The organism is Streptomyces sp. NBC_01451, from assembly GCF_036227485.1.
Taxonomy (GTDB): Bacteria; Actinomycetota; Actinomycetes; order Streptomycetales; family Streptomycetaceae; genus Streptomyces.
Genome location: NZ_CP109479.1, coordinates 791,380 through 817,313, shown reverse-complemented (window position 1 = coordinate 817,313; position 25,934 = coordinate 791,380). Strand labels below are relative to the sequence as shown.

At 71.8% G+C, this 25,934-nt stretch carries 25 protein-coding genes; 9 read left to right on the top strand and 16 right to left on the bottom strand.

Annotated elements, in window-relative coordinates; translation table 11 throughout:
• Positions 1-219: 219 nt before the first annotated feature.
• Both OG595_RS03595 and otr(A) read right to left on the bottom strand, forming a co-directional pair.
• A complete protein-coding gene (locus OG595_RS03595) occupies positions 220-879 on the bottom strand; it encodes a DUF4230 domain-containing protein (protein ID WP_329267677.1) in 660 nt (219 codons plus the stop codon).
• A gap of 96 nt (positions 880-975) precedes the next feature.
• Positions 976-2,871 carry a tetracycline resistance ribosomal protection protein Otr(A) gene (otr(A), locus tag OG595_RS03590; protein WP_329267674.1) on the bottom strand — a complete coding sequence of 632 codons (1,896 nt, stop codon included), beginning with the start codon at positions 2,869-2,871 and terminating at the stop codon, positions 976-978.
• Positions 2,872-3,086: 215 nt separating this feature from the next.
• Between otr(A) and OG595_RS03585 the strand changes: the two genes are divergently transcribed.
• Entirely contained in the window at positions 3,087-4,037 is a 951-nt protein-coding gene (locus OG595_RS03585) for a ribose-phosphate diphosphokinase (RefSeq protein WP_329267672.1), read from the top strand.
• A 78-nt stretch (positions 4,038-4,115) separates the two neighbouring features.
• Positions 4,116-5,309, top strand: coding sequence for an elongation factor Tu (tuf, locus tag OG595_RS03580; protein WP_329267670.1), 1,194 nt, complete (start codon positions 4,116-4,118; stop codon positions 5,307-5,309).
• A gap of 47 nt (positions 5,310-5,356) precedes the next feature.
• Here the strand turns inward: tuf and OG595_RS03575 are convergent, their stop codons facing one another.
• Together OG595_RS03575 and OG595_RS03570 are read right to left on the bottom strand one after the other, a co-directional pair.
• Positions 5,357-5,737: an anti-sigma factor antagonist gene (locus OG595_RS03575; protein ID WP_329267668.1), complete on the bottom strand. Its 381-nt coding sequence runs from the start codon at positions 5,735-5,737 to the stop codon at positions 5,357-5,359.
• Between the two features lie 232 nt (positions 5,738-5,969).
• On the bottom strand, positions 5,970-6,398 hold the full coding sequence (locus OG595_RS03570) for a MarR family winged helix-turn-helix transcriptional regulator (protein ID WP_164413654.1): 429 nt from the start codon (positions 6,396-6,398) through the stop codon (positions 5,970-5,972).
• A 103-nt stretch (positions 6,399-6,501) separates the two neighbouring features.
• On the opposite strand from OG595_RS03570, the gene OG595_RS03565 reads away from it, so the two are divergent.
• Both OG595_RS03565 and OG595_RS03560 read left to right on the top strand, forming a co-directional pair.
• Complete coding sequence (locus OG595_RS03565; RefSeq protein WP_329267664.1) at positions 6,502-7,956, top strand: aldehyde dehydrogenase family protein; 1,455 nt, start codon at positions 6,502-6,504, stop codon at positions 7,954-7,956.
• A 63-nt stretch (positions 7,957-8,019) separates the two neighbouring features.
• Positions 8,020-9,129 (top strand): NAD(P)-dependent alcohol dehydrogenase, encoded by a 1,110-nt coding sequence (locus OG595_RS03560; protein ID WP_329267661.1) that lies wholly within the window; start codon positions 8,020-8,022, stop codon positions 9,127-9,129.
• Positions 9,130-9,284: 155 nt separating this feature from the next.
• Here the strand turns inward: OG595_RS03560 and OG595_RS03555 are convergent, their stop codons facing one another.
• Positions 9,285-9,848 (bottom strand): TetR/AcrR family transcriptional regulator, encoded by a 564-nt coding sequence (locus OG595_RS03555; RefSeq protein WP_329267660.1) that lies wholly within the window; start codon positions 9,846-9,848, stop codon positions 9,285-9,287.
• Positions 9,845-10,207, bottom strand: coding sequence for a DUF1304 domain-containing protein (locus OG595_RS03550; protein WP_329267658.1), 363 nt, complete (start codon positions 10,205-10,207; stop codon positions 9,845-9,847). Before OG595_RS03550 ends, OG595_RS03555 begins: the two co-directional genes overlap by 4 nt.
• Before the next feature lie 138 nt (positions 10,208-10,345).
• On the opposite strand from OG595_RS03550, the gene OG595_RS03545 reads away from it, so the two are divergent.
• The gene (locus tag OG595_RS03545; protein ID WP_329267656.1) at positions 10,346-10,837 is read left to right on the top strand and encodes a GNAT family N-acetyltransferase; all 492 of its coding nucleotides are present in this window, start codon (positions 10,346-10,348) and stop codon (positions 10,835-10,837) included.
• Here OG595_RS03545 and OG595_RS03540 read toward each other — a convergent pair whose 3' ends face one another.
• Both OG595_RS03540 and OG595_RS03535 read right to left on the bottom strand, forming a co-directional pair.
• Positions 10,838-12,472, bottom strand: a complete 1,635-nt coding sequence (locus OG595_RS03540) for an amidohydrolase (RefSeq protein WP_329267654.1) — start codon at positions 12,470-12,472, stop codon at positions 10,838-10,840.
• 173 nt (positions 12,473-12,645) lie between these two features.
• A complete protein-coding gene (locus tag OG595_RS03535; RefSeq protein WP_329267653.1) occupies positions 12,646-14,193 on the bottom strand; it encodes an APC family permease in 1,548 nt (515 codons plus the stop codon).
• 160 nt (positions 14,194-14,353) lie between these two features.
• Between OG595_RS03535 and OG595_RS03530 the strand changes: the two genes are divergently transcribed.
• The 3 genes from OG595_RS03530 to OG595_RS03520 all read left to right on the top strand — a co-directional run bounded on the left by OG595_RS03530 (position 14,354) and on the right by OG595_RS03520 (position 16,560).
• Positions 14,354-15,082, top strand: coding sequence for a helix-turn-helix domain-containing protein (locus OG595_RS03530; protein WP_329267651.1), 729 nt, complete (start codon positions 14,354-14,356; stop codon positions 15,080-15,082).
• A gap of 75 nt (positions 15,083-15,157) precedes the next feature.
• Positions 15,158-15,550, top strand: coding sequence for a VOC family protein (locus OG595_RS03525; RefSeq protein WP_329267649.1), 393 nt, complete (start codon positions 15,158-15,160; stop codon positions 15,548-15,550).
• Positions 15,547-16,560: a cation diffusion facilitator family transporter gene (locus OG595_RS03520; protein WP_329267647.1), complete on the top strand. Its 1,014-nt coding sequence runs from the start codon at positions 15,547-15,549 to the stop codon at positions 16,558-16,560. The genes OG595_RS03525 and OG595_RS03520 overlap by 4 nt, the downstream gene beginning before the upstream one ends.
• Before the next feature lie 67 nt (positions 16,561-16,627).
• On the opposite strand, the gene OG595_RS03515 is transcribed toward OG595_RS03520, so the two are convergent.
• Together OG595_RS03515 and OG595_RS03510 are read right to left on the bottom strand one after the other, a co-directional pair.
• Positions 16,628-17,077 (bottom strand): nitroreductase family deazaflavin-dependent oxidoreductase, encoded by a 450-nt coding sequence (locus OG595_RS03515; RefSeq protein ID WP_329267646.1) that lies wholly within the window; start codon positions 17,075-17,077, stop codon positions 16,628-16,630.
• Between the two features lie 176 nt (positions 17,078-17,253).
• On the bottom strand, positions 17,254-17,886 hold the full coding sequence (locus tag OG595_RS03510) for a LysE/ArgO family amino acid transporter (protein WP_329267644.1): 633 nt from the start codon (positions 17,884-17,886) through the stop codon (positions 17,254-17,256).
• A gap of 158 nt (positions 17,887-18,044) precedes the next feature.
• On the opposite strand from OG595_RS03510, the gene OG595_RS03505 reads away from it, so the two are divergent.
• Positions 18,045-18,584, top strand: a complete 540-nt coding sequence (locus OG595_RS03505) for a flavoprotein (protein WP_329267643.1) — start codon at positions 18,045-18,047, stop codon at positions 18,582-18,584.
• An 18-nt stretch (positions 18,585-18,602) separates the two neighbouring features.
• On the opposite strand, the gene OG595_RS03500 is transcribed toward OG595_RS03505, so the two are convergent.
• The 6 genes from OG595_RS03500 to OG595_RS03475 form a co-directional block, all read right to left on the bottom strand.
• Positions 18,603-19,394 (bottom strand): MBL fold metallo-hydrolase, encoded by a 792-nt coding sequence (locus OG595_RS03500; RefSeq protein WP_329267642.1) that lies wholly within the window; start codon positions 19,392-19,394, stop codon positions 18,603-18,605.
• Positions 19,395-19,461: 67 nt separating this feature from the next.
• Entirely contained in the window at positions 19,462-20,259 is a 798-nt protein-coding gene (locus tag OG595_RS03495; RefSeq protein ID WP_329267640.1) for an alpha/beta hydrolase, read from the bottom strand.
• Between the two features lie 9 nt (positions 20,260-20,268).
• Positions 20,269-21,096, bottom strand: a complete 828-nt coding sequence (locus tag OG595_RS03490; protein WP_329282613.1) for an alpha/beta fold hydrolase — start codon at positions 21,094-21,096, stop codon at positions 20,269-20,271.
• A 61-nt stretch (positions 21,097-21,157) separates the two neighbouring features.
• Positions 21,158-21,982: an alpha/beta fold hydrolase gene (locus OG595_RS03485; RefSeq protein ID WP_329267639.1), complete on the bottom strand. Its 825-nt coding sequence runs from the start codon at positions 21,980-21,982 to the stop codon at positions 21,158-21,160.
• Positions 21,983-22,081: 99 nt separating this feature from the next.
• Entirely contained in the window at positions 22,082-24,829 is a 2,748-nt protein-coding gene (locus tag OG595_RS03480; RefSeq protein ID WP_329267637.1) for a helix-turn-helix transcriptional regulator, read from the bottom strand.
• Between the two features lie 120 nt (positions 24,830-24,949).
• Positions 24,950-25,822, bottom strand: a complete 873-nt coding sequence (locus tag OG595_RS03475; protein WP_329267636.1) for an endo alpha-1,4 polygalactosaminidase — start codon at positions 25,820-25,822, stop codon at positions 24,950-24,952.
• Positions 25,823-25,934: the final 112 nt, after the last annotated feature.

Below are 25,934 nucleotides of genomic sequence, written 5' to 3'. Positions count from 1 at the left end.
CTCGGTGGGGACTCGGGTGGGGACTTCGGCGGGATCCTGGGCGGCTTGCTCTCGGCCTTCGCCGGGCGCAGGCGCGCGGCGAGGGTGCGCGGAGCTGATCGGGCCATCAACGTCCTCCGGTCTTCAACTGATCCCCGTGCAACGGCAGCTACCCCCGAACAGGCCGAGAATGCCGCTCCGGCCTGCCCCGATCCCAGGACCCGGGCAGGCCGGCATCTCTCAGGTCCCGTACGTGACCTTCACGTCCGTGAAGCCGAGGGAGCCGAGCAGGCCCTTGAGCATGGTGGTCGTGTTCTGCTCGGCACGCACGGTCAGTTCGCTCTCCTTCGCCGCGTCGCCGATGTGCCGGGCCGCCAGCTTCTGGACGGCCTGTTCGTCGTTCGGGTTGTCGGAGAAGAGGTCGGTGATCCGGTCGAAGATGCCGCGCTGCTTGGAGACCGCATAGGAGCGGTCCGGGTTCAGCGCGGGCTTGCCGAGTGCCGCGTGCGGCAGCCGGAGGGTCGCGGACGTGCGGTCCTTGTTGACCGTCACGTCGTCCTTCGCGACCTTGCCGAGATCGACATAGGCGTCGACCGTCCCGGCACCCACATAGAGCACACGGGTGCCCTTGATCGCGTCGGGCAGGTACTTGGTGTCCTTCTCCAGGTCCACGACGACCTGGAAGTTGCCGGACGCCGCTTCGTAACGGCTCATGTCCTGGATGGATTCGAGGAGCACGGGTCCCGAACGATCGTGCGTCTCCTCGCCGAAGATGTCCCCCAGCCCCGGCAGCACCGCCAGCCGGAGACCGGCCAGCAGCAGCGCGAACACCAGCACCACGGCACTGAGCACCTTGGCCCAGAGGGGCATGCGTCGCACGGCCTTGATGGGCGTCGTCATGGCGACGGACCTCCTTCTTCCTACGTACTGAACCGGATGCCCGCCAAATGCACTGCCAGACCGTCCTGTTGACGTATCGCAACAATCGGGAGGGGCTTACCGGAGTGCGCGGTCGCCCGAGACGCGCGACCACCACACTCCCTCGCCGTGCGTCAGCCCCGGCAACCGCAGTTCGGCCTCACGCACCCGGCGGGCCGCCAGCTCACCGGTGAGGTGCCAGCAGGCGCCGCCCCCCGTGGTCCGGCCGAACTCCGCGCCGAGGGAAGCGAGCAGACCGGTCACCGGCGCCAGCGCGCTCGCCGGGATCTGCAACTCGAAGGCGTGGTACGGCTCGTACACCCGCGTCCCGGCCCGCTCCAGAGCGCGGCGCAGTACCACCGGAGTGAGCGCCCGGAAGTCCGCTGCGGTGCTGAGCGGCCCGACGAACCCGGAGCGGACGAGGACGACCCGGCAGTCGGTGACCGGCCACTCGTGCGGGCCGGCCGGCAGAGCGGTGTGGACGGAGTCCTCGATCGCCTGGTGGAACGCGCGGGGGAGCGCGCCGAGTTCGGTGTCGTACGTGAACACCGCACCCGAGCCGGGCGACCCCGGCTCGACGCGCAGTCCGACCGTCGCGAAGCAGCGGGCGCCGTCGAGCCACGGGTTCTCCTCGTACGCCTCGCCGGTGCCCGCGGGCCGCTCCAGGAACCGGACGCGGCTCGGTTCGAACTCGGCGTCGATGCCGAAGTCCTGGGCGAGGGTGGCGGCGAGGACCTCCTTCTGCACCTCGCCGTAGAGCAGCAGCGAGGTGCTGCCGTCGGCAGCGGGCCGGGCGTGGGTCAGCGGGTCCTGGTCGGCCAGGGTCAGCAGGGCGGAGCGCAGGCGCGCCGACTGCTCCGGATGCCGGGCCCGGACCAGGGTCTCCAGGGTCGGAGGCGCGAACTGCGGGGAACGGGTGGTGAGTTCGCCGAGGCGGTCGCCGACCCGGACGGCGCCGAAGCCGGTCAGCGCGGCGATGTTCCCGGCGGTCAGCGGGCCATGGCGGCCGATCACTTCGAGGCCGGTGACCCGGCCGGGGACCTCGGTGGTCCGGCCGTCGGCCTCACGCCGCAGGAACGTCAGCCGCTGACGCTCCGTCACCTCACCTTCGTACAGACGCAGATACGCCGTCCGCCCGCCGCCCGGTGCGGGGCGTACGGCGAACACCGTGCCGCGTGGGGCCGCGTCCGCGCCGGTAGGGGCGGGCCGGGGGACCAGCCGGGTCAGGGCCTCGACGAGTTCGGGTACGCCCTGGCCGCCCAGCGCGGAGCCGAAGAGGAGCGGGTGGAGCGAGCCGTCGGCGGTGCGGGCGGCCAGGGCCTCCGCCAGGTCGTCCGGGGTCGGCGCGGGGCCGTCCACGAGGGCCGCGAGAATGCCCGGATCGACCTCGGCGATCGCCTCCGCCGTGGCCCCGGCCGTGAGGGGGCGGGGCCGGGTGCGGGCGGCCGGAGTGCCTACGCCGTCGACGTGGGTGAGCGGAACGATGTGCGGGGTCAGACGGCGGCGGACGTCCGCGAGCAGGGCCTCGGACCGGGCGCCCGCACGGTCGATCTTGTTGACGAAGACCAGCGTGGGCAGCCGGAGCCGCCGCAGGGTCCTCATCAGCACGCGCGTCCGGGCCTGGACGCCCTCCACGGCGGACAGCAGCAGCACCGCGCCGTCCAGGACCTCCAGGGCGCGTTCGACCTCGGCGACGAAGTCGGAGTGCCCCGGGGTGTCGATGAGGTTGATCTGGGTGTCGCCGGCCGTGAACGCGGCGACCGCCGAACGGATGGTGATCCCGCGCTGCCGCTCGATCGCGCCGTCGTCCGTCCGGGTGTCACCGGCGTCGACACTGCCGAGCCGGTCGATCGCGCCGGAGTCGAACAGCAGCCGCTCGGTGAGGCTGGTCTTACCGGCGTCGACGTGGGCCAGAATCCCGATGTTCAGGGTGTACGGGGTGTGCTGGGTGTGCGGGGTCCGCAAGGTGTGCATGGGTGGTCGAGTCCTCGGGAACGGTGATCCGGCATGGGCGGAGGGTTCCGAGGAATCGGCGCATTCCGTGCTCCTGGGGTCGGGGAGATTCGGCCGTGGTCATCATGACGCGACCCCGGCGGTCGGCCGCAACCGAATATCCCGGCCGGTGGCGGACCGGGAAGGTCAGTAGCATGGGCACCGGCCGACCGGAATGATCATGCTAGGAGCAGATCGTGCGAGACATCGCCGTGTTCAGCGGTAGTGCCCACCCCGAACTGGCCGCCGAGGTCTGCGAGCACCTGGGGGTGCCCCTGCGGCCCACCCAGGTCAGCCGGTTCGCCAACGACTGCCTGGAGGTCCAGCTCCAGGCCAACTGCCGTGAGCGGGACGTCTTCCTCATCCAGCCGCTGGTCACGCCGGTCCAGGAGCACCTCGTCGAGCTGCTGATGATGTGCGACGCGGCGCGCGGGGCGTCGGCGGGGCGGATTTCGGTCGTCATGCCGCACTACGCGTACGCCCGCTCCGACAAGAAGGACATGCCCCGCATCTCGCTCGGCGGACGACTGGTCGCGGATCTGCTGGTGACGGCCGGTGCGAGCCGCGTCCTCGCGATGACCCTGCACTCCCCGCAGGTCCACGGCTTCTTCTCGGTCCCGGTCGACCATCTGCACGCCCTGCGCGAACTCGCCGAGCACTTCCGCCAGTACGACCTGTCCCGTACGACGGTCGTGTCGCCCGACCTCGGCAACGCCAAGGAGGCCGCGCACTTCGCCCGGCTGATCGGAGCCGAGGTGGCCGCCGGGGCCAAACAGCGGTTCGCGGACGACCGGGTGCGCATCAGTTCCGTGATCGGCAAGGTCGCCGGGCGGGACGTCATCGTGCTGGACGACGAGATCGCCAAGGGCAGTACCGTCCTCGAACTCCTCCAACGGCTGAGGGAGTTGGGGCCGCGGTCCATCCGGGTCGCCTGCACCCACGGGCTGTTCACGGCGGGCGCGCTCAAGCGGCTCAGCGAGCAGCCGGACGTGCTGGAGATCGTGTGCACCAACACCGTGCCGATCCGGGAGGAGGAGCGCACGGAGAAGCTGAGGGTGCTGTCGATCGCCCCGGCGCTCGCCGAGGCCGTGCGTCGTATTCACAACGGTGAGTCCGTCAGCGCCCTGTTCGACGCACCGGGAACCTAATAGACAGGTAGGACGACCCCGTGCGAGGTCGAGCGGAGCACCACCCCGCGTCACCCGAGGTGATCAGGAGGGCTCGCAGTGGCCAAGGCGAAGTTCGAGCGGACCAAACCCCACGTCAACATCGGCACCATCGGGCACATCGACCACGGTAAGACGACGCTCACGGCGGCGATCACCAGGGTGTTGCACGACCGGTTCCCGAACCTGAACCCGTACACGCCGTTCGACCAGATAGACAAGGCGCCCGAGGAGCGGCAGCGGGGCATCACCATCTCGATCGCCCACGTCGAGTACCAGACGGAGCGCCGGCACTACGCGCACGTGGACTGCCCCGGGCACGCCGACTACATCAAGAACATGATCACGGGCGCCGCGCAGATGGACGGCGCGATCCTCGTCGTCGCGGCCACCGACGGGCCGATGCCGCAGACCAAGGAGCATGTGCTGCTGGCCCGGCAGGTGGGCGTCCCGTACATCGTGGTCGCGCTCAACAAGACGGACATGGTGGACGACGAGGAGCTCCTCGAACTCGTCGAGCTGGAGGTGCGGGAACTGCTCACCGAGTACGAGTTCCCGGGCGACGACGTCCCGGTCGTCAAGGTCTCCGCGCTCCGGGCGCTGGAGGGCGATCCGCGGTGGAGCGCCTCGGTGCTCGAACTCCTCGACGCCGTCGACGAGGCGGTGCCCGAGCCGGTGCGGGACGTGGACCGGCCGTTCCTGATGCCGATCGAGGACGTGTTCACCATCACCGGCCGCGGCACGGTCGTCACCGGTCGGATCGAACGCGGGGTGCTGCACGTCAACCACGAGGTCGAGATCATCGGCATCCACGAGCAGCGGACGAAGACGGTCGTCACCGGCATCGAGATGTTCCGCAAGCTCCTCGACGAGGGCCGGGCGGGGGAGAACGTGGGGCTGCTGCTGCGGGGGGTGAAACGGGAGGACGTCCAGCGCGGCCAGGTCGTCATCAAGCCCGGATCGGTCACTCCGCACACGGAGTTCGAGGCGAGGTCGTACATCCTGTCGAAGGACGAGGGCGGCCGGCACACGCCGTTCTTCGACAACTACCGCCCCCAGTTCTACTTCCGGACGACGGACGTGACCGGGGTGGTGACCCTGCCGAAGGGCACCGAGATGGTCATGCCGGGGGACAACACCACCATGCTGGTGCAACTGGTCCAGCCGATCGCCATGGAGGAGGGGCTGAAGTTCGCCATCCGGGAGGGCGGCCGGACGGTGGGCGCGGGGCAGGTCACCAGGATCCTGAAGTAGCCGGGCCGGGTCGGGCCGCGCCGTGGCCGGTGCCGGTCAGGCGCGGGTCACAACGTGCCGGACGCGGTCTCGGGCAGTCCCAGGGCCGCGTCCAGCGACGCCGCAGGCGGCAGTACCTTGGCCAGGCCGGTGACCTTGAGGACGCGCAGCGTGAGCGGGTGTGTGCAGACCAGATGGAGGCGGCCGTCGTGGGCGAGCACCCGGTGGCGGGCCCGGTACAGCAGGCGCAGCCCCGAGCAGTCGAAGAACTCGACATCCGTCAGGTCGATCACGATCCGGGCGTCCGGATGCCCGGTCGCCGCGTCCAGGTGCGGGATGATCTCGACGGCCGCGGCGATGTCGATCTCGCCGTGGAACTCCAGCACCGTGTGGCCGCGGTCCTCGTGGACACGCAGATACCGGGTGGACGGCGGAGGATCCTGCTGCACGACGACATCGCCTCCAACCGGCTGTTGTGGTGGCGGAACCAGCCAGTCACCGGGGGCCGGGGTGACGTCGTGCGATGAGCGTAGACGTACTGCCGGGCCCAGATGAGCGCAACTGACTGCCCCGTTCTGCAAGTTACCCTCGTTGGAGTGAATTTGAGCATGTTCGATTGACATATGTCTTCGAAATTGAAGCGTGTCTCGCACACGTCTTTCCGTGAATCGTGCGGCGGGGCTACGACAGGGCGTGCCAGGCTCTGGAGAGTGCCTGCCGGAACTGGTCCGCCTGGTGTGACGTGAGGTCGCGGATCATCCGCTCCTCCAGCTCCCGCACGGGCTCGGTGAAGCGGTCGAGCAGTTCGCGGCCGGTGTCGGTCAGCAGGATCAGCAGCTCCCTTCGATTGCGCGGATTGCGCTCCCGGCGCACCAGCCCGCGGTTCTCCAGGGACCGGACGAGATCGGCGATGGACTGCGCGGTGACGAACGAGTCCCGGGCCAGCTGGGCCGCGGAGAGGCCGTCGTGTCGCTCCAGGACGGTGAGCGAGGTGTACTGGAGTGCGGTGATACCGGCTGGTCTGACCAGCTCGTCCAGATGGGAGCGCACTACGAGTTCCACCTGCTTGACCATGTAGAGCAGTGAGGGGGGTGCCTTGGTGCTGACCATGGATTCAGATTAGAGCATTGACAGGAAACCTGGCTGTAATCAGACTGCGGACCAACAGGAATCCTGTTGATTGAAATCTTGGCGATGAGGCTGAGGAGTGGTGATGACCACCTTCGAGATCGAACCCGGGCGACTGTTCGTCGGAGGGCAGTGGCGTGAGGCGGCGGACGGAGCGCGTACCGAGGTGGTCGACCCGTCCCGGGGCACGGTCGTCACGACCGTCGCGGAGGCGTCGGCGGCCGACGTGGACGCGGCCGTGCGGGCCGCGCGGGAGGCGTTCGACAACGGCCCGTGGGCCGCGACGACCGGACGCGAGCGCGGCAGGATCCTGAACCGGGTCGCCCAGCTGATCCGGGAGAACGCGGACGAGATCGCACAGCTGGAGAGCCTCGACGTGGGCAAGCCGATCAGCCTGTGCCACGCCGTCGACGTGACGAACGCGGCCAACGACTACGAGTACTTCGCCGCCCTCGCCTTCTCCCTCGACGGCGCGACCCGCGAGACGGCCCACAACGCGCTCGCCTACACCAAGCGCGAGGCCGTCGGCGTCGTCGCCGCGATCACCCCCTTCAACTTCCCGCTGATCCTGGCCGGTTCGAAGCTGGGCCCGGCGCTGGCCGCCGGCAACACGGTGGTGCACAAGCCCGCCGACGAGACCCCGCTCAGCGCCCTCTACATGGCCAGACTGCTCCAGGAGGCCGGCGTCCCGGACGGTGTCGTCAACGTCGTCACCGGCACCGGCCCGGTGGCCGGCGAGGCACTGCTGCGGCACAACGGTGTGGACAAGATCGCCTTCACCGGCTCCACCGCCATCGGCCGGCACGTGGCGAGCGCGGCGGGCGAGGCACTCAAGCCGGTCACCATGGAGCTGGGCGGCAACGCGGCGCACATCGTCTTCGAGGACGCCGACGTCGAGAAGGCCGTCGGCGCGGTCATCAAGGGCTTCGTCTTCAACACCGGCCAGTTCTGCATGGGCGGCCCGCGACTGCTGGTCGCGCGCCCGGTGTACGAGACCCTGATCGGCATCCTCGCCGACGCGGTGCCCGGGGTCCCGGTCGGCGACCCGCGGCAGCCGGAGACGGTGGTGGGCCCGATGGCGGGTGAGAAGCACCTGCGCAAGGTCGAGGAGTACGTGGCGCTGGCCCGCAAGGAGGGTGCGCGGATCGTCTGCGGCGGCGAGCGGCTCGACCTGGACGGCGGCTACTACTACAAGCCCACGGTGATCGCCGACCTGGCGAACGACTCCCGGGTCGTCCAGGAGGAGATCTTCGGCCCGGTCCTCACCGTCCAGCCCTTCGACTCCGAGGACGAGGCGGTCCAGCTCGCCAACTCCACGCCGTACGGCCTGGCTTCCGGAGTCCAGACCACCAACCTGGCCCGCGCCCACCGGGTCGCGAACCGGCTTCAGGCGGGCATCGTCTGGATCAACGACTGGGCGATGCTCGACCCCGCGATTCCCTTCGGCGGTGTGAAGGACTCCGGCTTCGGCCGCGAGTACGGCCCCGAGGCGCTCGCCTCGTACACCAGGGTCAAGTCCGTCGTCGTCTCGCTCGACTGAGCGCGGACTGCGACCAGCCACCACGCCAACTCGTAAGTCCTTGAGCCCGTAAGGGAGTTCATGATGTCCATCACCACCCGCGCCGCGGTCGTCGAGTCCGGCGGTGCGCCCTTCACCCTCTCCGACGTCGAACTGGCCGAGCCCGCGCCCACCGAGGCACTCGTACGTCTGGTCGCGGCGGGCCTGTGTCACACGGACCTCGGGGTGGCGAGCGGCGGACTGCCCTTCCCCCTCCCCGGAGTTCTGGGGCACGAGGGCGCCGGCGTCGTCGAGGCCGTCGGCTCCGCCGTCACCGGGATCGAGCCCGGCGACCATGTCGTCCTGTCCTTCACCTCCTGCGGTGGCTGCCGCAACTGCCGTGACGGGCACCCCGCCTACTGCGTGGCCTGGCTGCCGCTGAACCTCCTCGGGGGCCGGCGGGCCGACGGCACGGCCACGATCAGCCGTGACGGCACTGAGCTGGGCGGCCACTTCTTCGGCCAGTCCTCCTTCGCCGAGCGGGCGTTGGTCGACCGGCGCAGCCTGGTCAAGGTCGACCCTGACGTCCCGCTGGAGTCCATCGCCCCGCTGGGCTGCGGTGTCCAGACGGGTGTCGGCGCCGTCTGGAACGTGCTGAAGCCGGGCACGGGCAGCACGGTCCTCGTCCTCGGTGCCGGAGCCGTGGGCCTGTCCGCGGTCATGGCCGCCGCACTGACCCCGGCGACCAGGATCATCGCCGTCGACAGGGTCGGCGAACGACTGTCGCTGGCCAGGGAGTTGGGCGCCACCCACACGATCAACGCGGGCGAGGCCGACCTCGGCGAGGCCGTCGCGAAGATCACCGAGGGCCAGGGTGCCGACGGTGCCGTCGAGACCACCGGCAACGTCGCCGTCCTGCGCCAGGGCGTCGACGCCCTCGCCCAGCGGGGCACGCTCGTCGTGGTCGGCGCGCCGCCCTTCGGCACCGAAGTCGCCCTGGACGTCAACGGGTTGCTCCCCGGCAAGCGTGTCGTGGGCCTCACCCTGGGCGACGCCGAGACGCAGACCTTCATTCCGGCCCTGGTGGAACTGGTGAAGGCGGGCCGGCTCCCGGTGGACCGCCTGATCAGCACCTACCCGTTCGCGGACATCGACCAGGCCGTACGGGACATGGGCGCGGGCAAGACGATCAAGCCGGTACTGACCTTCGGCTGACCGACGTGAACGCGCCCAGACGCGCGCCCAGCCCGTCCGGCGTTCGAGGACGGGGCCCCTTCAGGGCCGAAGCGGGGGTCTGGGGGCGCAGCCTCAGTGGGGGGCTCCCGCTGGGGGATGGACAGGACGGGCAGGGGCGGTGAGGGCGAAAACCCTCACCGGCTCCGGTGCAGCGCCACCAGCAGCTGCCAGACCTGGTGGGCGATCTGATCCGGCGTCGCCTCGATCCTGCCGTGCAGCCAGTCCGCCAGCACTCCGGCGAAGGTGGCGGCCACCGCGGAGGCGACCAGGGGAGCGTCCGCGGCGCCCGCCAGTTCGCGCTCCGCGAGGCTCCGTGCCCGCAGGTCCCGGTGCAGCACCTGCCCCAGCGGACCCCCGCCGCCCGGGCTCAGCAGGGCCCGGTACAGCGCGGTGTGCGGGGTGAGGGCCGCGAAGAACTCCACCAGCGCGGCCGGGGCGACCACCGGGTCGGGTCGCCCGCGCCAGGCGTGCAGGGCGTCCACGGCCTCCCGTACGACATCGGCACAGGCGTCGACGGCCAGCGCCTCCAGGTCGGGGTAGTGGACGTAGAACGTGGCCCGGCCGACCCCCGCCCGGCGTACCAGCGCGGCCACGCCGATCTCCGCCAGCGGGTGTTCGGCGCACTCCGCGAGGAGGGCCTCGCGGAGCTTCGCCCGGGTGCGGGCGGCCCGCGGGTCCTCGGGCGCGCCGCGCGTCACCGCGCGACGAGGACGGCGGCCAGGGCGATGGCGCCGGGCAGAGCCTGGGCGAACAGGATGCGCCGGTTGGCGGTCGCGGCCCCGTAGACGCCCGCGACGATCACACAGGAGAGGAAGAAGACCTGCGCGCGGAACCCGGTCGGATCGGCCGCGATCAGACCCCAGATGAGGCCCGCCGCGAGAAACCCGTTGTAGAGCCCCTGGTTGGCGGCCATCTTGGCCGTCGCACCGGCCATCTCCGCGTCGAACCCGTGGAACTTGCGCCCCGGCGGGCGCTGCCACAGGAACATCTCCATCACCAGGATGTACAGATGCAACGCGGCCACCAGGCCGACCAGCACGTTCGCGACCGTCACCATGCTCGGCAATCTCCTGCGTCAGGCTTCTGAAAGCGTCTTCTTGGACAGGTGTCCATCATGGACAGGCGGCCAGCATACATGGACAGCTGTCCAGAAAGTCGACCCGGGTTGTCAGACCCCACCACTAGCGTGCCGACCATGACCGATCACCCGGCCCACACCCCGACGATCACCGTCCGCCGCGCCCGCGCCGACGACATACCAGGGCTCGTCGCCTCCAGCACCGGCCTCTTCGCCGAGGACGCCGGCACCCGTGACCCGAGCGTCGACGCGGACTGGCCGCGCGAGCACGCCGCCGGGTCCTTCGCGGCGGCGCTGGGCGACCCGGCACGCCTGGTACTGGCGGTCGAGTGCGCCGGCGCGGTGGTCGGCCATCTGATGGGCTCGCTCGCCGAACCCACAGCGCGGCAGCCGGTGAAGACCGCCACGCTGATCAGCCTGTATGTCCGTCCCGCCCACCGGAGTTCGGGGACCGGGGCGCGCCTGGTGGAGGCCTTCGTCCGGTGGGCACGGGAACAGGGCGCCGAGCACGCCGAGGTGACCGCCTACGCGGCCAACACCGGCGCCGTGCGTTTCTACGAGCGCAACGGCTTCGCGGCCCAGGCGGTGACCCTTCGCCTGGGCCTGTAGTCAGGCGCCCCCGTCCGCCGCCGCATACACCCGTTCGCCCCCCACATAGGTGAGCGCCACCTTCGTCTCCCCGATCGACTCCGGCGGGCCGGCGTACGGATCGCGGTCCAGGATCGTCAGGTCGGCCAGCGCCCCCGCGCGCACGGTGCCCGTGTCGTCCAGGTGGTTGGCGTACGCCGAACCCGCCGTGTACGCCGTGAGCGCGTCCGTCAGGCCGATGCGTTCGGCGGGGAGGAACACCGGGGAGGACGGGAAACCCGGTGCCGCGCGGTTGACCGCGACGTGGATCGCCTGGAGCGGGTCGGGGCTGCTGACCGGCCAGTCGCTGCCCGCGGCCAGCGTGGCCCCGGAGCGCAGCAGCGCGCCGAACGGGTACTGCCACGCGGCGCGTTCGGGGCCGAGGAAGGGGATAGTGAGGTCGTCCATCTGGGGTTCGTGCATGGCCCAGAGCGCCTGGATGTTCGCGACCGCGCCGAGCCGGGCGAAGCGCGGCACGTCGTCCGGGTGCACCACCTGAAGGTGGGCGAGATGCGGCCGGGTGTCGCTCGGCCCGTTCGCGGCGCGCGCCGCCTCGACGGCGTCCAGGGCGTCGCGTACGGCCCGGTCGCCCAGCGCGTGGAAGTGGCACTGGAAACCGAGGGCGTCCAACTGCGTCACGTACTTGGGCAGTTCGGCCGCGTCCACGAAGCTCGTGCCCCGGTTGGCCGTGGCGCAGCCGCACTTGTCGAGGTACGGGTCGAGCAGCGCGGCCGTGCCCGTCTCGGCGACCCCGTCCAGCATCAGCTTCACGCTGCCCGCCCGGAACCTGCCCCGGCTCAACGCGGCCCGCCGCTCCACGAGTTCGGGGATCTGCTCGGCCCCGCGCTCCCGGTCCCACCACAGCGCGCCGACCACCCGCGCGGTCAGCGAACCGTCCCGGGCGGCGGCCAGGTAGGTCTCGGAAGGATCCTCCATACCGAGGAACGAGCCGACCAGCGCGTCCTGCCAGGCCGTGACGCCCAGCGAGTGCAGCCGCCGTTGCGCGGACAGCAGGGCCGCCCGTCGCTCCGCCGCCGTGACCGGCGGGGTCAGCCGGCCCACGTACTCCATGGCTCCTTCCTGGAGCATGCCGGTCGGCTCGCCGTCGGCGTCCCGCTCGAAGCGGCCGTCCGCCGGGTCCGGGGTGTCCCGGGTGACGCCCGCGAGTTCGAGGGCGCGGGTGTTGACCCAGGCCCCGTGATGGTCCCGGTTGGGCAGGTACACCGGCCGGTCCGGGACCACCGCGTCCAGCAACTCGCGGGTGGGCGTGCCCCCTTCGAAGGCCTCCATGGACCAGCCGCCGCCCGTGATCCACTCCCGCTCGGGGTGCGCGAGGGCGTAGGCGCGGACGACGGCCACCGTGTCCTCGGCGGTCTTCGTGCCGGTCAGGTCGCACTGGGTCAGTTCGAGCCCGGCCGGCAGCGGATGGACGTGGGCGTCCTGGAAGCCGGGCAGGAGCAGGCGCCCGGCGAGATCGACGACCTCGGTCCCCGCCCCGATCAGGTCGTGCACCTCGGCCCGGCCCACGGCGGTGATCCGGCCGCCGGTGACCGCTACGGCCGTGGGGTTCCCGGGGGCGAACACGGGTCCGCCGGTGAAGAGGAGGTCAGCGTGCATGTTCCGTTTCCTTGAGGTGTGGGGAGTGGGAGGAAAGGGGTCGGCTGCGGATGCGCTGTCAGGGCGGTGCTGGTGAAGAACGGTGGGCAACGGCGCCCCGATAGGGGCGCGGGGAACTGCGCGACCAGCCCCCACGGGCCCGCAGGTGAATCGAACCGCCGACCCCGCGGAGCTCACCGTGCCGACGACGCCTCCTTCACCGCGAGCAGCTGCGGCGCGTCCGCGTCGGTGCCCCGGCCGGTGCTGAAGTACGGGCTCCTGCGTCCCCACTTCGCCCAGGCCGCGGCCAGGAAACCGGACGCGACCATCAGTGACGGTACGAGGAGCAGGAACCAGCCGTTGTCCGGGCTGAGTTCGAGATGGTCGGCGGAGGTGTAGAAGGACCAGCCCAGATAGCCGCCGAGCCCCAGCAGCGTGGCCGCGCTCAGCGCGGGCAGCACCACCGCTCGCAGGCCGTCCCGCCAGTTCTCGCGCAGCAGACCCCGGAAGCGCACTGCGGCGGCGAGTGCGGTGAGCGCGTACGACAGGGCGACGACCATGCCGATCGCGTTGACCGCCGCCAGGATCATGTCGGCGAGGCGCGGCAGGACCAGGGCGAGCCCGGCGACGGTCGCCGCCAGCGCGCCGATCATCAGGGTGCCGGCCGCCGGGGTGCCGTACCGGGGGCTGACCCGGGACCAGGAGGGGCCGAGCGTACGGTCGCGGCTCATCGCGAACATCGCGCGGGCCGTCGGGATCACCCCGGCCTGCAACGAGGCCACGGCCGAGAACATCAGCGCGACGAGCGGCAGCGCGGCCAGCGGCTGGTCGGCGAGCCGGTTGCCGAAGAAGGCCAGTCCTTCGGCACCGTGTCCCGCCAACTCGCCCTCGGACAGGACTCGTTGGAAGGCGATCGAGCCGAGCAGGAACAGTCCGAGCATGGTCACCAGGGTGGTGATCCCGGCCCGCGACGCCTGTCCCGGGTCCTTCACCTCCTCGTTCACACTGAACGCGGCCTCGAATCCCCAGTAGCAGAACACCGACAGCAGCATGCCCTGCGCGAGAGCCGACGCCGAGGGGATCTGGAAGGGGTCGAACCAGCTCAGGCTGAACGGGTGCGGGCCGACGGCGATGCCGTAGCCGCAGAAGCCCAGCAGCACGACGTACTCGAAGATCAGCAGTCCGCCCTGGAGCCGGGCGGCCGTCCTGATGCCGGAGACCGCGGTCAGGGTGACGGCGGCCAGGACCAGGACGCCGACGCCGGTCGTCTGCGCGGTCGACCCCGGGTCCAGGGACAGCCCGGCCACCCGGTGCAGTCCCGCGTCACCGGCCAGCTGGATGACCGCCGAGCCGGTGACCGCCGTGGTGTACGCCAGGAACACCACCGAGGCCACGATGTTCACCCAGCCCACCATGAAGCCGAGCCACGGGCTGAGCGAACGCCCCACCCACACATAGCCGTTGCCCGCGTTGGGCTCCACCCGGTTCAGCCGGGAGTAGGCGCCCGCGATGCCCAGGACCGGCAGGAACGCGAGCAGCATGATGGCCGGCAGATGCAGCCCGACCACCCCGGCGGTGACCCCGAGACCGATACCGATGCTGGTGGTCGCCGCCGTGCTGGACGCGGCGATGGCGACGCCGTCGAGCATGCCGAGGGACTTGCGCAGCGCGGGGTGCGTGGGCTGCGTGGGCGACGGGGTCGGCGTGGGTGGGGCAGCTCCGTAGGGCTGGGGATCGGTCATGGCGGTCTCCGCTCACACCTGGGGGCCTCGGTCGACCCCGGTGAACGCACATGAAACTGCCCGGGGCCTTAACAGGTCAACGGTGTTGTCATAAGGTGCCCGCACCGGTCGCCGCGCAGGGCCGGGTGCGACCGTGAGCGACCGCGCAGGAGGAGGCCCCATGAGCGAACGTGTCGTCCCGCCCGGTGCCAGGCGTCGCAGGCGCCCCACCAAACAGGGTGTCGTCCTCTCCGAGGAACTGATCGTCGAGACGGCGATGCGGCTGCTCGGGGAACACGGCGCCGAAGCCCTGTCCGTGCGCCGCCTCGGCCGCGCCCTCGGCGCCGACCCGAGCGCCCTGTACCGCTACTTCCGCGACACCGACGACCTGCTGCTCGCCATCGCCGACGAACTGATCGGCCGTACCCTGCGCACCTGGCGCCCCAGTGGCGACTGGCGCGCCGACCTGCGCGACCTCGGTCTGCGGATGCACGCCGGAGCGCTCGCGCAGCCGCAGGCGGCGGTGCTCAGCTCGTACCGGGTGACCGGACGGGCGTACGAGATCCAGGCCGTGGAGACCGGCCTCGGGGTGCTGCGCGGTGCCGGGTTCCCGGACGCCGAGGCGGTACGGATCTACCACGCCTTCGTCGACCAGGCGCTCGCCTTCGGCGCCCTCGACTCGGCGAACACGGCACTGCCGAAGGCCGCGCGCGAGGCTGAGACAGCCGTGTGGCGGGCGACCTACGCCCGGCTGCCCGCAGACACCCACCCGCACATCAACGCGACCGCCCGCCACCTCGTCACGGACATGCGCCGCAGCTCCTACCCGGCGGCCCTCGACCTCTTCCTGACGGCGGCGGCGGCCCGCCTCGCACAACTCACCGCGCCCGACGACGCGCCGCCCGTGTGATTCCCGTGTGCGGGGTACCCGCACAGAAGAGGGCAGCGGCGAACAGTCCCGCCCCGGACTCCGTGCGGAGGAAGAATGACCTTGGTGACGGCAGGCGTCGTGGTGCTGGACTGTGCCGAGCCCGAGAAGCTCGCCGCCTTCTACATGGAGTTGCTGGAGGCCGAGGAGACGGAGACGACCGTCAACCGGATCGAGATCAGGGGCGCCGGGGGAACCCGGATGGAGTTCCGCCTCGACGCGAACATGACTCCGCCGAGCTGGCCGCGCGCCGAGGCGTCCTTCCAGGTTCACCTCGACTTCCGCGTGTGCGATCTCGACGAGGCGGAACGCAGGGTGGTCGGCCTCGGCGGACGCGCGCTGGAGACGAAGGACGCAGGTACCCCGTTCGAGGAGCGCGGGTACGCCGACCCGGCCGGCCACTCCTTCACCCTCCGCCAGGTGACGTCGACGGCCCCCGAACAGCGTTGACGGCGGCACCGGACCGGGAGGAGCCGAGCGGCACGCCGTCCGCGGACCGGCGTACGCGTGTGACCGTGCTGGTGGCGCTGGGCGCCAACCTGCTGATCGCCGTCGCCAAGGCCGTGGGCGGCCTCCTCACCGGGTCGCCCGCGCTGCTGTCCGAGGCCGCGCACTCGGTGGCCGACAGCCTCAACGAGGTCTTCCTGCTCGCGGCCCTGCGCCGCAGCCGCCGCCCCGCCGACCAACGGCACCCCTTCGGCTACGGCAAGGAACGGTTCTTCTGGTCGCTGCTCGCGGCCGTCGGCATCTTCGTCATGGGCGGCTGCTTCTCCTTCTTCCAGGGCGTGGAGGCACTCAGCAGCGACAAGGAGGAGTCCTTCGGCGGCTATGTCGCGGGCCTGGTCGTGCTCGGGGTCGCGTTGCTCGCCGAGGGTGCCTCGCTGCTGCGGGCCGTGCACCAGGCGCGCGGGGAGCGCGGGAAGGCCGGGAAGGGCACAGCGGGCGGTGCGGGTGCTCTGCGGGACCCCGCCCTGCGTACGGTGATCGCCGAGGACGGCACCGCGGTGCTCGGCGTGACGTTCGCCATCGTGGGCATGGCCCTGCACATGGTCACCGGGCAGGTCGTGTGGGAGGCGTCCGCCTCCGTCGCCATCGGGGTGCTGCTCGTCTGCGTCGCGTTCTGGCTGGGCCGGGACGCGCGCGCCCAGCTCATCGGCGAGGCCGCCGACCCGGAACTGAGCCGCGAGATCCGCGCCCTGCTGGCGGAGCAGCCCGAGATCGACAGCGTGGAGGCGCTGTTCACGATGAAGATGGGTCTCGACTCCACCCTGGTGGCCGCCCGGATCGACCTCGTCCCCGGCCTCGACAGCGAGCGGGTCGAGGAGGTCGCCGTACGCATCAAACGCTCGGTCGCCCGCGCGGTCCCCGAGGCCGGTGAGATCTTCCTCGACGTCACCGACGCGGCGGCGAAGGAGGCAGCGGAAAGCCCCGCCGCGACGGGGGGACGCGGCGGGGCCTGAGACGCGGGTGCCCGGAGGCCGGGAGTTCACTCCTCCGGGCACCGAAAATGTCTCTGCCCGGCCGGGATCAGCTTCCGTCGGCCGCTTCGAGGACGAACACGGGGATCTCCCGGTCGGTCTTCTTCTGGTACTCGGCGTACTGGGGGAACGCGGCGACCGCCCGCTCCCACCACACGGCCTTCTCCTCGCCCGTCACCTCACGGGCGATCCTGTCCTGGCGCACCGGCCCGTCCTGTATGTCGACGTGCGGATCGGCGAGGACGTTGAAGTACCAGACCGGATGCTTGGGGGCGCCACCCAGCGACGCGACCACCGCGTACACACCGTCGTGCTCCACCCGCATGAGCGGCGTCCTGCGGATCTTGCCGCTCCGGGCGCCGCGGGTGGTGAGCAGGACGACCGGAAGGCCGGTGTCGAGCAGGGTCGTTCCCTCGGTGCCGCCGGAGCTCTCGTACAGCTCCACCTGCTCACGCACCCACTGTGTCGGACTGGCTTCGTACTCGCCCTCAAGAGGCATGGAGTTCGTCCCATCGTCTCGTCGCGTCGTCTCGCGTGTGACTGTTGTGCACGAGGGTCAACACGCGGGCGGGGCGGATTCATCCGCCGGCGTCGGGACGGCGGCCGGAACATCGACGTCAACATCGACCGGCACGTCGACCGGGACAGGCACCGGGTCATGGGCTGTGACCGTCATCATGTCGGCGACACCACCATCCGCACCGCCAGCGCCATGATCACCGCACTGGACACGAGGGCCGTCACCAGCCGCCCGCGGTGGCCCGTCAGAACCCGTCCGAGCAGCGCGCCGCCGGAGGCGATCAGCAACTGCCAGCTGGCCGATGCGAGGAAGGCCGCGAGCACGAACACGCCCTGCTCCCAGGGGGACACGGCGTCCGAGGCCCGGCTGCCGAGCACCAGCGCGGCGAAGTAGATCACGGTGGTGGGGTTGAGCAGCGTGATGCCGACCAGCATGAGGAACGCCCGCAGCGGGCTCGGCGGTGCGGTGTCGGCCCGTACGGAGAGCAGACCGGCACGGTACTGCCGCAGGGCGCCGGCCCCGCCCCGGACCGCGAGCGCGGCCAGCACCAGTGCGGAGGCCCAGCGCAGCGGCACCAGCACCGGCTGCAGGGCGCCGGCCAGGGCAGTCCCGCCGAGCGCGGCGAGGAGGGCGTAGAGACCGTCGGCGGTGGCGATGCCGAGCGCCGCGCAGAGACCGGTCCGAAGGGACGTACGTGCGGTGAGGGAGACGAGATAGGTCGTGACGGCTCCGACCGGGACGGCGATGCCGTACCCCGCGAGAAGCCCCGCGACGAGCGCGGCCGTCATGACCGGGGAAGCACGGGCCTCCAGGGGCGGCCGGGCTGCTGCTGGACCCGCACCGGACGAGCGGCGGTGAGGGACAGCGGCCGGGAGGCTTCGATCGTAGACATGGCGTGATCCTGGGGCCGGGGACCGGGTACCGGCAACTCATTTAGGGTTCCCGGATGACCAAGACGTCCGCGCAGGCCCCGAATCCCTTCCTCTACGTCATTGTCTGCGCCGCCGGGATCGCCTCCGACGTCGGCACGCTGATCACCGCCGCGCAGGAGCGGGACTGGGAGGTCGGGGTCATGGCGACACCCCTCGCCATGGGGTTCTTCGACACCGACGCGGTCGAGACGCAGACCGGACGCCCGATCCGGTCCGCCTGGCGCAGGCCCGGTGATCCGCGGCCCTTCCCGGCACCCGACGCCGTGCTCGTCGCGCCCGCCACCTTCAACACCGTCAACAAGTGGGCGGCCGGTATCGCCGACACCCTCGCCCTGGGCACGCTCTGCGAGGTGTGCGGGCTGGGGGTGCCGATAGCCGTACTGCCGTGCGTGGGCGAGGCGTTGGCAGCCCATCCCGCGTACCGGGCGAGTCTGGAGCGGCTGGGCGGGATGGGGGTGCGGTTCGGTGATCCGTACGCCGGTGACGTCCAAGTGGGCGATGGACGGCGGGAGTTCGATTGGGAGCGGGGTCTGGAGCTGCTCGGCGCACGGTGATCGGTCGCGCGGGACCGGTCACACGGTGATGTCGAGCGGTGCTCCCATCGGCAGCCAGCGGAACCGGTCCCGGATGTCCGCGGGTGCCCTCGCCAGCTCCGCCTCGATCGACCGGCGGCCCTCCTGGAAGTGGCGCCAGCCCTCGTAGTGCACGGGCAGGGCGGTCCGGGGCCGCAACTCGCCGCACAGGGACACCGCTTGGGCCGCCGTCATGGTGTAGCGGAGGGGGCCGGTGAGCGGGAAACGGACGCCGCCGAGGTGGAGGAGCGCCGTGCCGACGGTCAGACGGTGGGCCACCTCGCGTACGCCGCCGTGGAGGACGGTGTCCCCGGAGATCCACAGCGCGCCGTGCCGCTGCCCCTCCCAGCGCAGGGCGAAGCCCGTCACCTCGCCGACGACCACGCGGGAGAGGGGCGGGCCGTGCCGGGCCGGGGTCGCGGTGACCTCGATCGTCGGGCGGTCCGGGGCGGTCAGGCGGTACGTCGTCCAGGGGGCGAGGCCATGTGCGTCGCCGCCGAGCCTGCGCGCCCCGGACGGTGTCGTCAGGACGGTGCCCACCCCGGGCAGCAGGGCCCGGCCCGCCCGGTCGAGGTTGTCGCCGTGGTGGTCGTGGGTCAGCAACACGGCGTCCAGCGGGGGGAGTTCGGCGGCCGACAGTGCCGGTCCCGAGGTCTTCACCGACGAGGTGCCCCAGCCGAAGGAGTAGCGGCGCCCGGGCGGGTCGAACGTCGGATCCGTCAGCAGCCGCCAGCCGCCCGCCTCGATCAGCGCGGTCGGACCGCCGATGTGGGTGATACGGGCCTCGGTCATACGGGTTCCCTCCGGGTTGCGGATGTCCGGGGCGGCCGGTGTCCGGCCGCCCCGGGCTCCTCACGGTCTACCGGGCGTTCCGGACCGCCCACTCCAGGACGTCGTCCGCGATCTCCTCCCAGCCGGGGGCGGCGGGGAGCAGATGCGGCCGGCCCGGGTACTCCTTGATCTCCGTGACCGTCTTCGACTTGTAGTGCCTGGCGTTGGACTGCTGCACCCTGGGCGGCATCAGATGGTCCAGCTCGCCCGAGACGAACAGCAGCGGTGCCCGGTCGTCGTTGTGGTAGTCGACGTACGTGCTCTGGTGGCCGGGGCGCAGGGTGGCCAGGGCGCTGTCGAAGAAGATGCTGCCGGACGCCGGGACCGCGTACCGCTCGTACAGCCTCCTCGACTCGGCCTCCTCGAACGTGTTGGTGAACGCGTAGTGCCACTGCTCGAAGTTCAGCCCGACCGCCCGGTGCCGGTTGGCCGGGTTCCTCAGGACCGGGAAGGCCGCCTTGATCTGCGTCAGCGGCAGCACCGCGACCCCCTCCGTCGGCGCGGAGTTGATCGCCACGCCCGCCGCTCCGTGGCCCCGGTCGAGCAGCAGCTGCACGAAGACGCCGCCCGCCGAGTGGCCGACGAGGATCGGCGGCCTGTCCAGGGAACGGACGACGCTCTCCAGGCTCTCGACGATCTGCGGGACCGTGACCTGCTCGACCGGCGTCGGGTCGGCGTTGAGCGACTCCACCTCGGCCTCGAAGCCGGGGTAGGCGGGCGCGAGGACACGGTAGCCGCGCTTCTCGTAGTGGGCGACCCACTGCTCCCAGCTGCGGGGCGTGACCCAGAAGCCGTGGATCAGGACGATGGTGTCCGGTGTGCTCATCGGTGCTCCTCAGTCGGTGGCGCGGTACGCGGCCTTGATCTGGCGGACGACCGTGTCCGGGCGGGACATCATCACGACGTGCGAGGCCCCCTTGACCTCGACGGTCCGGCTGCCGGCCCGCTCGGCCATGAAGTGCTGCACGGCCGGCGGGATGACGTTGTCGGCGGTCGGGATGACGTACCAGGAAGGCAGGGACTTCCAGGCCGGTACGCCGCTGCCCTGGCTCAGCCCTTCGAGGCTGCCCGGGCGCTGGGTCGCCGCCATGACCTGGGTCGTCCTCCTGGGCAGGTCCTGGGCGAAGACGTCGTGGAACTTCGCCGGGTCGACATACCCGTCATGTCCGTCGGGCGCGCCCGGCTGCGGATACGTCCGGACCAGGAGAGCCGTCGGCAGTTTGCTGCCGGGGAACTTGTCGGCCAGGGCCAGCGCGGTCTCGCCCTGGTCGGGCGCGAAGGCGGCGACGTACACCAGTGCCTTGACGTTGGCCCGGCCGCGCGCCGCGTTGGTGACGACCTCGCCGCCGTACGAGTGGCCCACCAGGATCACCGGCCCGGCGATGCTCGCCACGACCGACGAGACGTACGCCGAGTCGCCCGCCAGGTCGCGATGGGGGTCCCCCCGGGTCGAGCGGGAGTCGGGACTTGGGGGAGGGTTGGCCGGGGCGATCACCGGGAAACCGGCGTCCTGGAGGGACGTGACGGTGGCGTTCCAGCCCGACGCGTCCGCGAACGCGCCGTGGACGAGGACGACGGTCGGCTTGGGAGCGCCCTTCTCCGACGAGGAGGGCGCGGGGAGGAGTGTGCGACGGCGCCGGTCAGTCCGACGACCGGGGCGCAGCTCGCGAGGACCGTGCCCAGGGTGCGGTGGAGTCGCATGCTCACGAAGTTCCTTTCAGGGATCAGGAGTTGAGGAAGTCGAGGAGATCGGCGTTCAGTTGGTCCCTGTGTGTGTCCGTGATGCCGTGCGGCGCGCCCGGATAGACCTTGAGCGTCGCCGACTTGATGCGGGCCGCCGACGCCTTGCCGCCGACGTCGATCGGTACGACCTGGTCGTCGTCGCCGTGAACGACCAGCGTCGGTACGTCGAAGGCGTCCAGGTCGGCGCGGAAGTCGGTGGCGGAAAAGGCGGCGATGCTCTCGTAGGCGTTGCGATGGCCGGCCTGGAGGCTCTGCCGCCAGAACGCGTCCCGGATGCCCTGCGAGACGTGTCCGCCGGGCCTGTTGTTGCCGAAGAACGGCCCGTCGGCGAGATCCCGGTACAACTGGGAGCGGTCGGCCAGCGAACCGGCCCGGATCCCGTCGAACACCTCGCCCGGCACCCCGCCCGGGTTGTCGTCCGTCTTCAGCATGAACGGCGGTACGGCGGACACCAGCGCGAGCTGTGCGACGCGCCCGGTGCCGTGCCGGCCCACATAGCGGGCGACCTCGCCGCCGCCGGTCGAGAACCCGACGAGGGTCACGTCCCGCAGGTCGAGGGTGTCGACGAGGGCGGCCAGGTCTCCGGCGTACGTGTTCATCTCGTTGCCGTGCCAGGTCTGGGTGGAGCGGCCGTGGCCGCGCCGGTCGTGGGCGATCACCCGGAAGCCGTGGGTGGCCAGGAACAGCTGCTGTGCCTCCCAGCTGTCCGAGTTCAGCGGCCAGCCGTGGCTCAGGACGACCGGGCGGCCCTGGCCCCAGTCCTTGTAGAAGATCTCCGCGCCGTCCGCTGCGGTGACGTATGGCATGGGTGTGTGCTCCCGTCTGCGGGACTCGTCCGACCCCCTGAGCCTCGTCGGGGACCGGCGGGCCCCGTATCCCGTGGAGCGCGTAGTCGTGACCCCGGATCAGAGTCCCGGGAGCTGGGCGAGCCGGCGCCGGGACGTCACGTCGAGCTTGCGGAAGATCTTCCGCAGGTGGTAGTCGACGGTGCTCGCACTGATGAACAGCTGGGCGGCGATCTCGGCGTTGGTCGCGCCGTCCTTCGCGAGGCGGGCGATGGTCAGCTCCTGCGGGGTGAGCGCGTTCGCCGTGCCGGCCGGTCCGCGCCGGGGGTGCTCACCCGTCGCGGCCAGTTCCCGGGCGGCGCGCGCCGAGAAGCCCGTGGCGCCCATCGCGTCGAACAGCCCCATGGCGGTGCGGAGTTGCTCGCGGGCGTCCTTGCGGCGCCTGCGTCGGCGCAGCCACTCGCCGTAGTGGAGACGGGCGACGGCCAGATCGGACCGTGCCCGGGTCCCGGACAGCAGGTCGATCGCCTCGGCGTAGAGCGGTTCGGCCTCGTCCGCGGAGGCGAGCAGGGCCCGGCAGCGGGCCAGCACCCCCAGCCCCCAGGGGGTGCCGGCGGCCGTCGCCCGGGAGGTGAGCGTCCGCAGGGTGGCCGTGGCGAGGACACGGTCGCCGCAGCGTACGGCGGCCTCGATCAGATGGGGGAGGATGCGGGAGTGGACGGCGCACCGGTCGTGCTCGACCAGCGCCCAGGTGTGGTCACGGGCCGTCGCGTAGTCACCGCGGCTCAGGGCCACCACGGTCATCCCGATACGGGCGATGGACTCGACGGCGCCGTTGCCGAGCCAGGTCCCCGCCTCCATCGAACCCCGCAGGACGGCGTCGAGTCCGTCGGCGTCACCGTGCCAGGCGACGAGTTCGGGATGCCGGTAGATCGCCCACACGTCGTCGGTCGCGCCGATCGCCGCCCGGATCTGGTTCCCCTCCGCGTGCAGGGCGTCGGCGGCGGCCAGCTCTCCGAGGTTCGTCTCGGACATCACCCACGTGTACAGGGCGATGTCCAGCTGGGTGAGCGCGCCGGTGGCCCGGGCGACGTCCGCCGCCCGGCGCATCACCGCGGTCTGTGTCTTCTCGTCCCACCGGATCATCGACATGGTGATGGCGGGCAGATAGGCGCGCAGTACCTCCTCGTCGGAGGTGCGCGGGTCCAGGACCATCGCGCAGGCCCGCCGCAGATGCGGGACGGCACTCGCGTAGCCGTCGAGGGCCAGCACGGCGAACGCCCGCAGCACGAGATCGACGCCGGTGGCGGGCCCGGAGCGGGGCAGCAGCGTCTCGATGGCCCGGGCGATCTCGGCCGCCGAGGTGTCCCGGATCAGATGTTCCGCGGTGATGACGCCCTGGATCGCCTGCAGGAACGCCTGGCGGGCCAGATCGGGTGCCCCCTCGGTGAGCAGCAGCGCGGCCCGCAGGCACAGCGCGGGCGCCCGCGAGAACGAGTCCGCGTCGCCGAGCGCCAGGATCGCGTACGCCCGGACCAGCAGTATCCGGCCCCGGCCCACCGCGTCGAGCCGGTCGACGTCCACCCCGTCGACCAGCGTCTCCGCCTGCAGGGGTGCCCCGGCCCGCAGCGCGGCCTCCGCCGCGGCCAGCAACCGCCCGGCCCGTTCACTCTCCTCGGGCGTGAGCTCGGCGGCCCGGGTGAGGAAGGTGGCGCGGGCCGCGAACCCGCCCCGGGCGCCCGCCCGGTCGGCCGCGCGCTCCACCTCCGCCGCGACCTCGGAGTCCGGGCCGAGCGCGGCGGCGGCCAGGTGCCAGGCCCGCCGGTCGCTGTCGGCGGGGCGGTCGGTGGCCTCGGCGAGTGCGCGGTGGGCGCGCCGCCGCTCCACGCCGGTGGCACCCCCGTACACCGCGGAACGCACCAGTGGATGCCGGAACGCGACGGCGGTCCGCAGCACCACCAGCCGGGCCGCCTCCGCCGGGCCGGACGCCTCGAAGCCGATCCCGAGCCGCCGCGCCGCTCCCGTGACATACCCGAGGTCGCCGCCCGGTTCGGTGGCGGCGAGCAGCAGCCAGGTCCGCGCGGCCGACGGCAGGGCGCGCACCCGCTGGAGGTAGTGAGCCTCCAACCGCCCGCCCACGGGCAGCGGTTCGGGCAGCGCGAGGCCGCCGGCCAGCTGGTCGGCAGACAGCTCCTGGCCGAGGTCCGCCAGCGCGAGGGGGTTTCCGGCGGTCGCGGCCACGATCCGCGCCGCGACCCGGGCGTCCAGCGGCCCGGCGACGGCCGCGCGCAGCACCTCCAGCGCGAACGGCTCGGCCAGCCCGGCGACTTCGGTCACGGGCAGCCCCGCCGGCACGTCGAACCCGGTGCGCGCGGCGAACAGCAGCCCGACGCCCTCCGCGTGCATCCGGCGCCCGACGAACGCCAGCACGCCGAGGGACTCCTCGTCGAGCCACTGGGCGTCGTCCACGAGCGCCAGCACCGGCCGCTCCTTCGCCGCCTCCGCGAGCAGGGTGAGGGTCGCGAGGCCGACGAGGAAGCCGTCGGCGGGCGGTCCGTCGGCCAGTCCGCAGGCCACCCGCAACGCCTCGCGCTGCACCGCGGACAGCGGCCCGGTCTCCTTCAGCCCTTCCAGGAACGGTACGAGCAGCCGGTGCAGGGCCGCGTACGGGAAGCCGGCCTCCGCCTCGACGCCCGCAGTCCGCAGCACCCGTAGTCCGGCGGCCTCGTTCGCCGCATGGTCGAGCAGTACGGTCTTCCCGATCCCGGCGTCCCCGCGCAGCAGCACGACCCGGCTCAGGCCCGCGCGAAGATCGCCGACAAGGTGACCGAGTTGCTCCCGCTCCGCCGCGCGTCCTGTGAGGATCAACCCAACACCCTTCAGCAAGGCCCCAGTTGGGGACGAGAGCGGGAATGCTCGGTTACGGTGAAGCGCTCCCATTCAAGCAGGGTCGGCGCCCTGCCCGGGGGCGGATGTCCCGGTTCGGCCTCAGCGCGTCCTGCGGACGTACCCGGCACTGCCCGGTGTCGACACATCGACGTCCCTGCGGACGATGCTCAGCCGGTCGCCGAAGGCCTGGCGGGCCTTGCGCAGCCCCGAGTCGGTGTACTCGATCACGACCACCCGGTCGTCGAACGCCGCCGCGTACTCACCGCACTCGTCGTACTCGCCGCACTCCTCCGCGACTGCGAAGTCCAGCCCTGTCTCCTTCCGGATCCCGGCCAGCTCCACGGTGTTCTTCTGGCCGATGGCCAGCCCGCGGGTGTGCGCGTGCCGGGAGAGGAGGGTGATGAAGGCGGTGGCGTCGTCGGCGGTGAGGAGGCCGTCGGAGCGGGTGTAGCTGTCGTAGTTGTCGGGCTCGACCGCGTCGAAGCCCTTGTCCGCGCAGCCGTCGATCCACTCGTTCACCCGCTCCGCGACCCGCTTGCGCTTCGCCGCCGTGCCGATGTCGAGCAGCGCCTCGTCCCAGTCCTCGTCGACGACGGTCTCGCCGTTCGCGTCGCGCAGCAGCAGATCGTCTGGCCACGCCCGCTCGTCGCCGGGCTGCGCCTGGAAGGCGTTGACGTAGCAGATGTTGTACAGGCCGGGCGCGGGAGTCGCCGTACGGTCGCGGCTGACGATGCGCACCCCCGCCGGGGGCGGGTAGGCGCCGCCGATCTGGTAGTCGAAACCGGCGTGCAGCGGCGGCAGTCCGACCTCGGCCGACGTGGTGGGGGAGGGCGTCGACCCGGGCCCGGCTCCGTTCGTCGTCTCCGGCGGGCCGCCGCACGCGGTCAGTCCCCACCCGGCCGCGCAGACGGCCGCCAGTACGACGGCCGTCGTCCGGATACCTCCGGCGCGGGGTGCACCCTCGGGGAACATGTCCGCTCCATCGATCGCGGGTACGACCACTACCGGCTGGGCGCACCTCTGCGCACCGGGCGCTCGGCCCGGCACGGACAAGATCAAAGCGTCCTGCGCATCCGTCGGTCAA

Bases quoted from the DNA above. Each gene is read 5' to 3' on its own strand.
- OG595_RS03595 (WP_329267677.1), bottom strand. From the start codon at position 879: ATGACGACGCCCATCAAGGCCGTGCGACGCATGCCCCTCTGGGCCAAG.
- OG595_RS03570 (WP_164413654.1), bottom strand. From the start codon at position 6,398: ATGGTCAGCACCAAGGCACCCCCCTCACTGCTCTACATGGTCAAGCAG.
- OG595_RS03565 (WP_329267664.1), top strand. From the start codon at position 6,502: ATGACCACCTTCGAGATCGAACCCGGGCGACTGTTCGTCGGAGGGCAG.
- OG595_RS03560 (WP_329267661.1), top strand. From the start codon at position 8,020: ATGTCCATCACCACCCGCGCCGCGGTCGTCGAGTCCGGCGGTGCGCCC.
- OG595_RS03550 (WP_329267658.1), bottom strand. From the start codon at position 10,207: ATGGTGACGGTCGCGAACGTGCTGGTCGGCCTGGTGGCCGCGTTGCAT.
- OG595_RS03545 (WP_329267656.1), top strand. From the start codon at position 10,346: ATGACCGATCACCCGGCCCACACCCCGACGATCACCGTCCGCCGCGCC.
- OG595_RS03540 (WP_329267654.1), bottom strand. From the start codon at position 12,472: ATGCACGCTGACCTCCTCTTCACCGGCGGACCCGTGTTCGCCCCCGGG.
- OG595_RS03535 (WP_329267653.1), bottom strand. From the start codon at position 14,193: ATGACCGATCCCCAGCCCTACGGAGCTGCCCCACCCACGCCGACCCCG.
- OG595_RS03530 (WP_329267651.1), top strand. From the start codon at position 14,354: ATGAGCGAACGTGTCGTCCCGCCCGGTGCCAGGCGTCGCAGGCGCCCC.
- OG595_RS03525 (WP_329267649.1), top strand. From the start codon at position 15,158: ATGACCTTGGTGACGGCAGGCGTCGTGGTGCTGGACTGTGCCGAGCCC.
- OG595_RS03515 (WP_329267646.1), bottom strand. From the start codon at position 17,077: ATGCCTCTTGAGGGCGAGTACGAAGCCAGTCCGACACAGTGGGTGCGT.
- OG595_RS03510 (WP_329267644.1), bottom strand. From the start codon at position 17,886: ATGACGGCCGCGCTCGTCGCGGGGCTTCTCGCGGGGTACGGCATCGCC.
- OG595_RS03505 (WP_329267643.1), top strand. From the start codon at position 18,045: ATGACCAAGACGTCCGCGCAGGCCCCGAATCCCTTCCTCTACGTCATT.
- OG595_RS03500 (WP_329267642.1), bottom strand. From the start codon at position 19,394: ATGACCGAGGCCCGTATCACCCACATCGGCGGTCCGACCGCGCTGATC.
- OG595_RS03495 (WP_329267640.1), bottom strand. From the start codon at position 20,259: ATGAGCACACCGGACACCATCGTCCTGATCCACGGCTTCTGGGTCACG.
- OG595_RS03485 (WP_329267639.1), bottom strand. From the start codon at position 21,982: ATGCCATACGTCACCGCAGCGGACGGCGCGGAGATCTTCTACAAGGAC.
- OG595_RS03475 (WP_329267636.1), bottom strand. From the start codon at position 25,822: ATGTTCCCCGAGGGTGCACCCCGCGCCGGAGGTATCCGGACGACGGCC.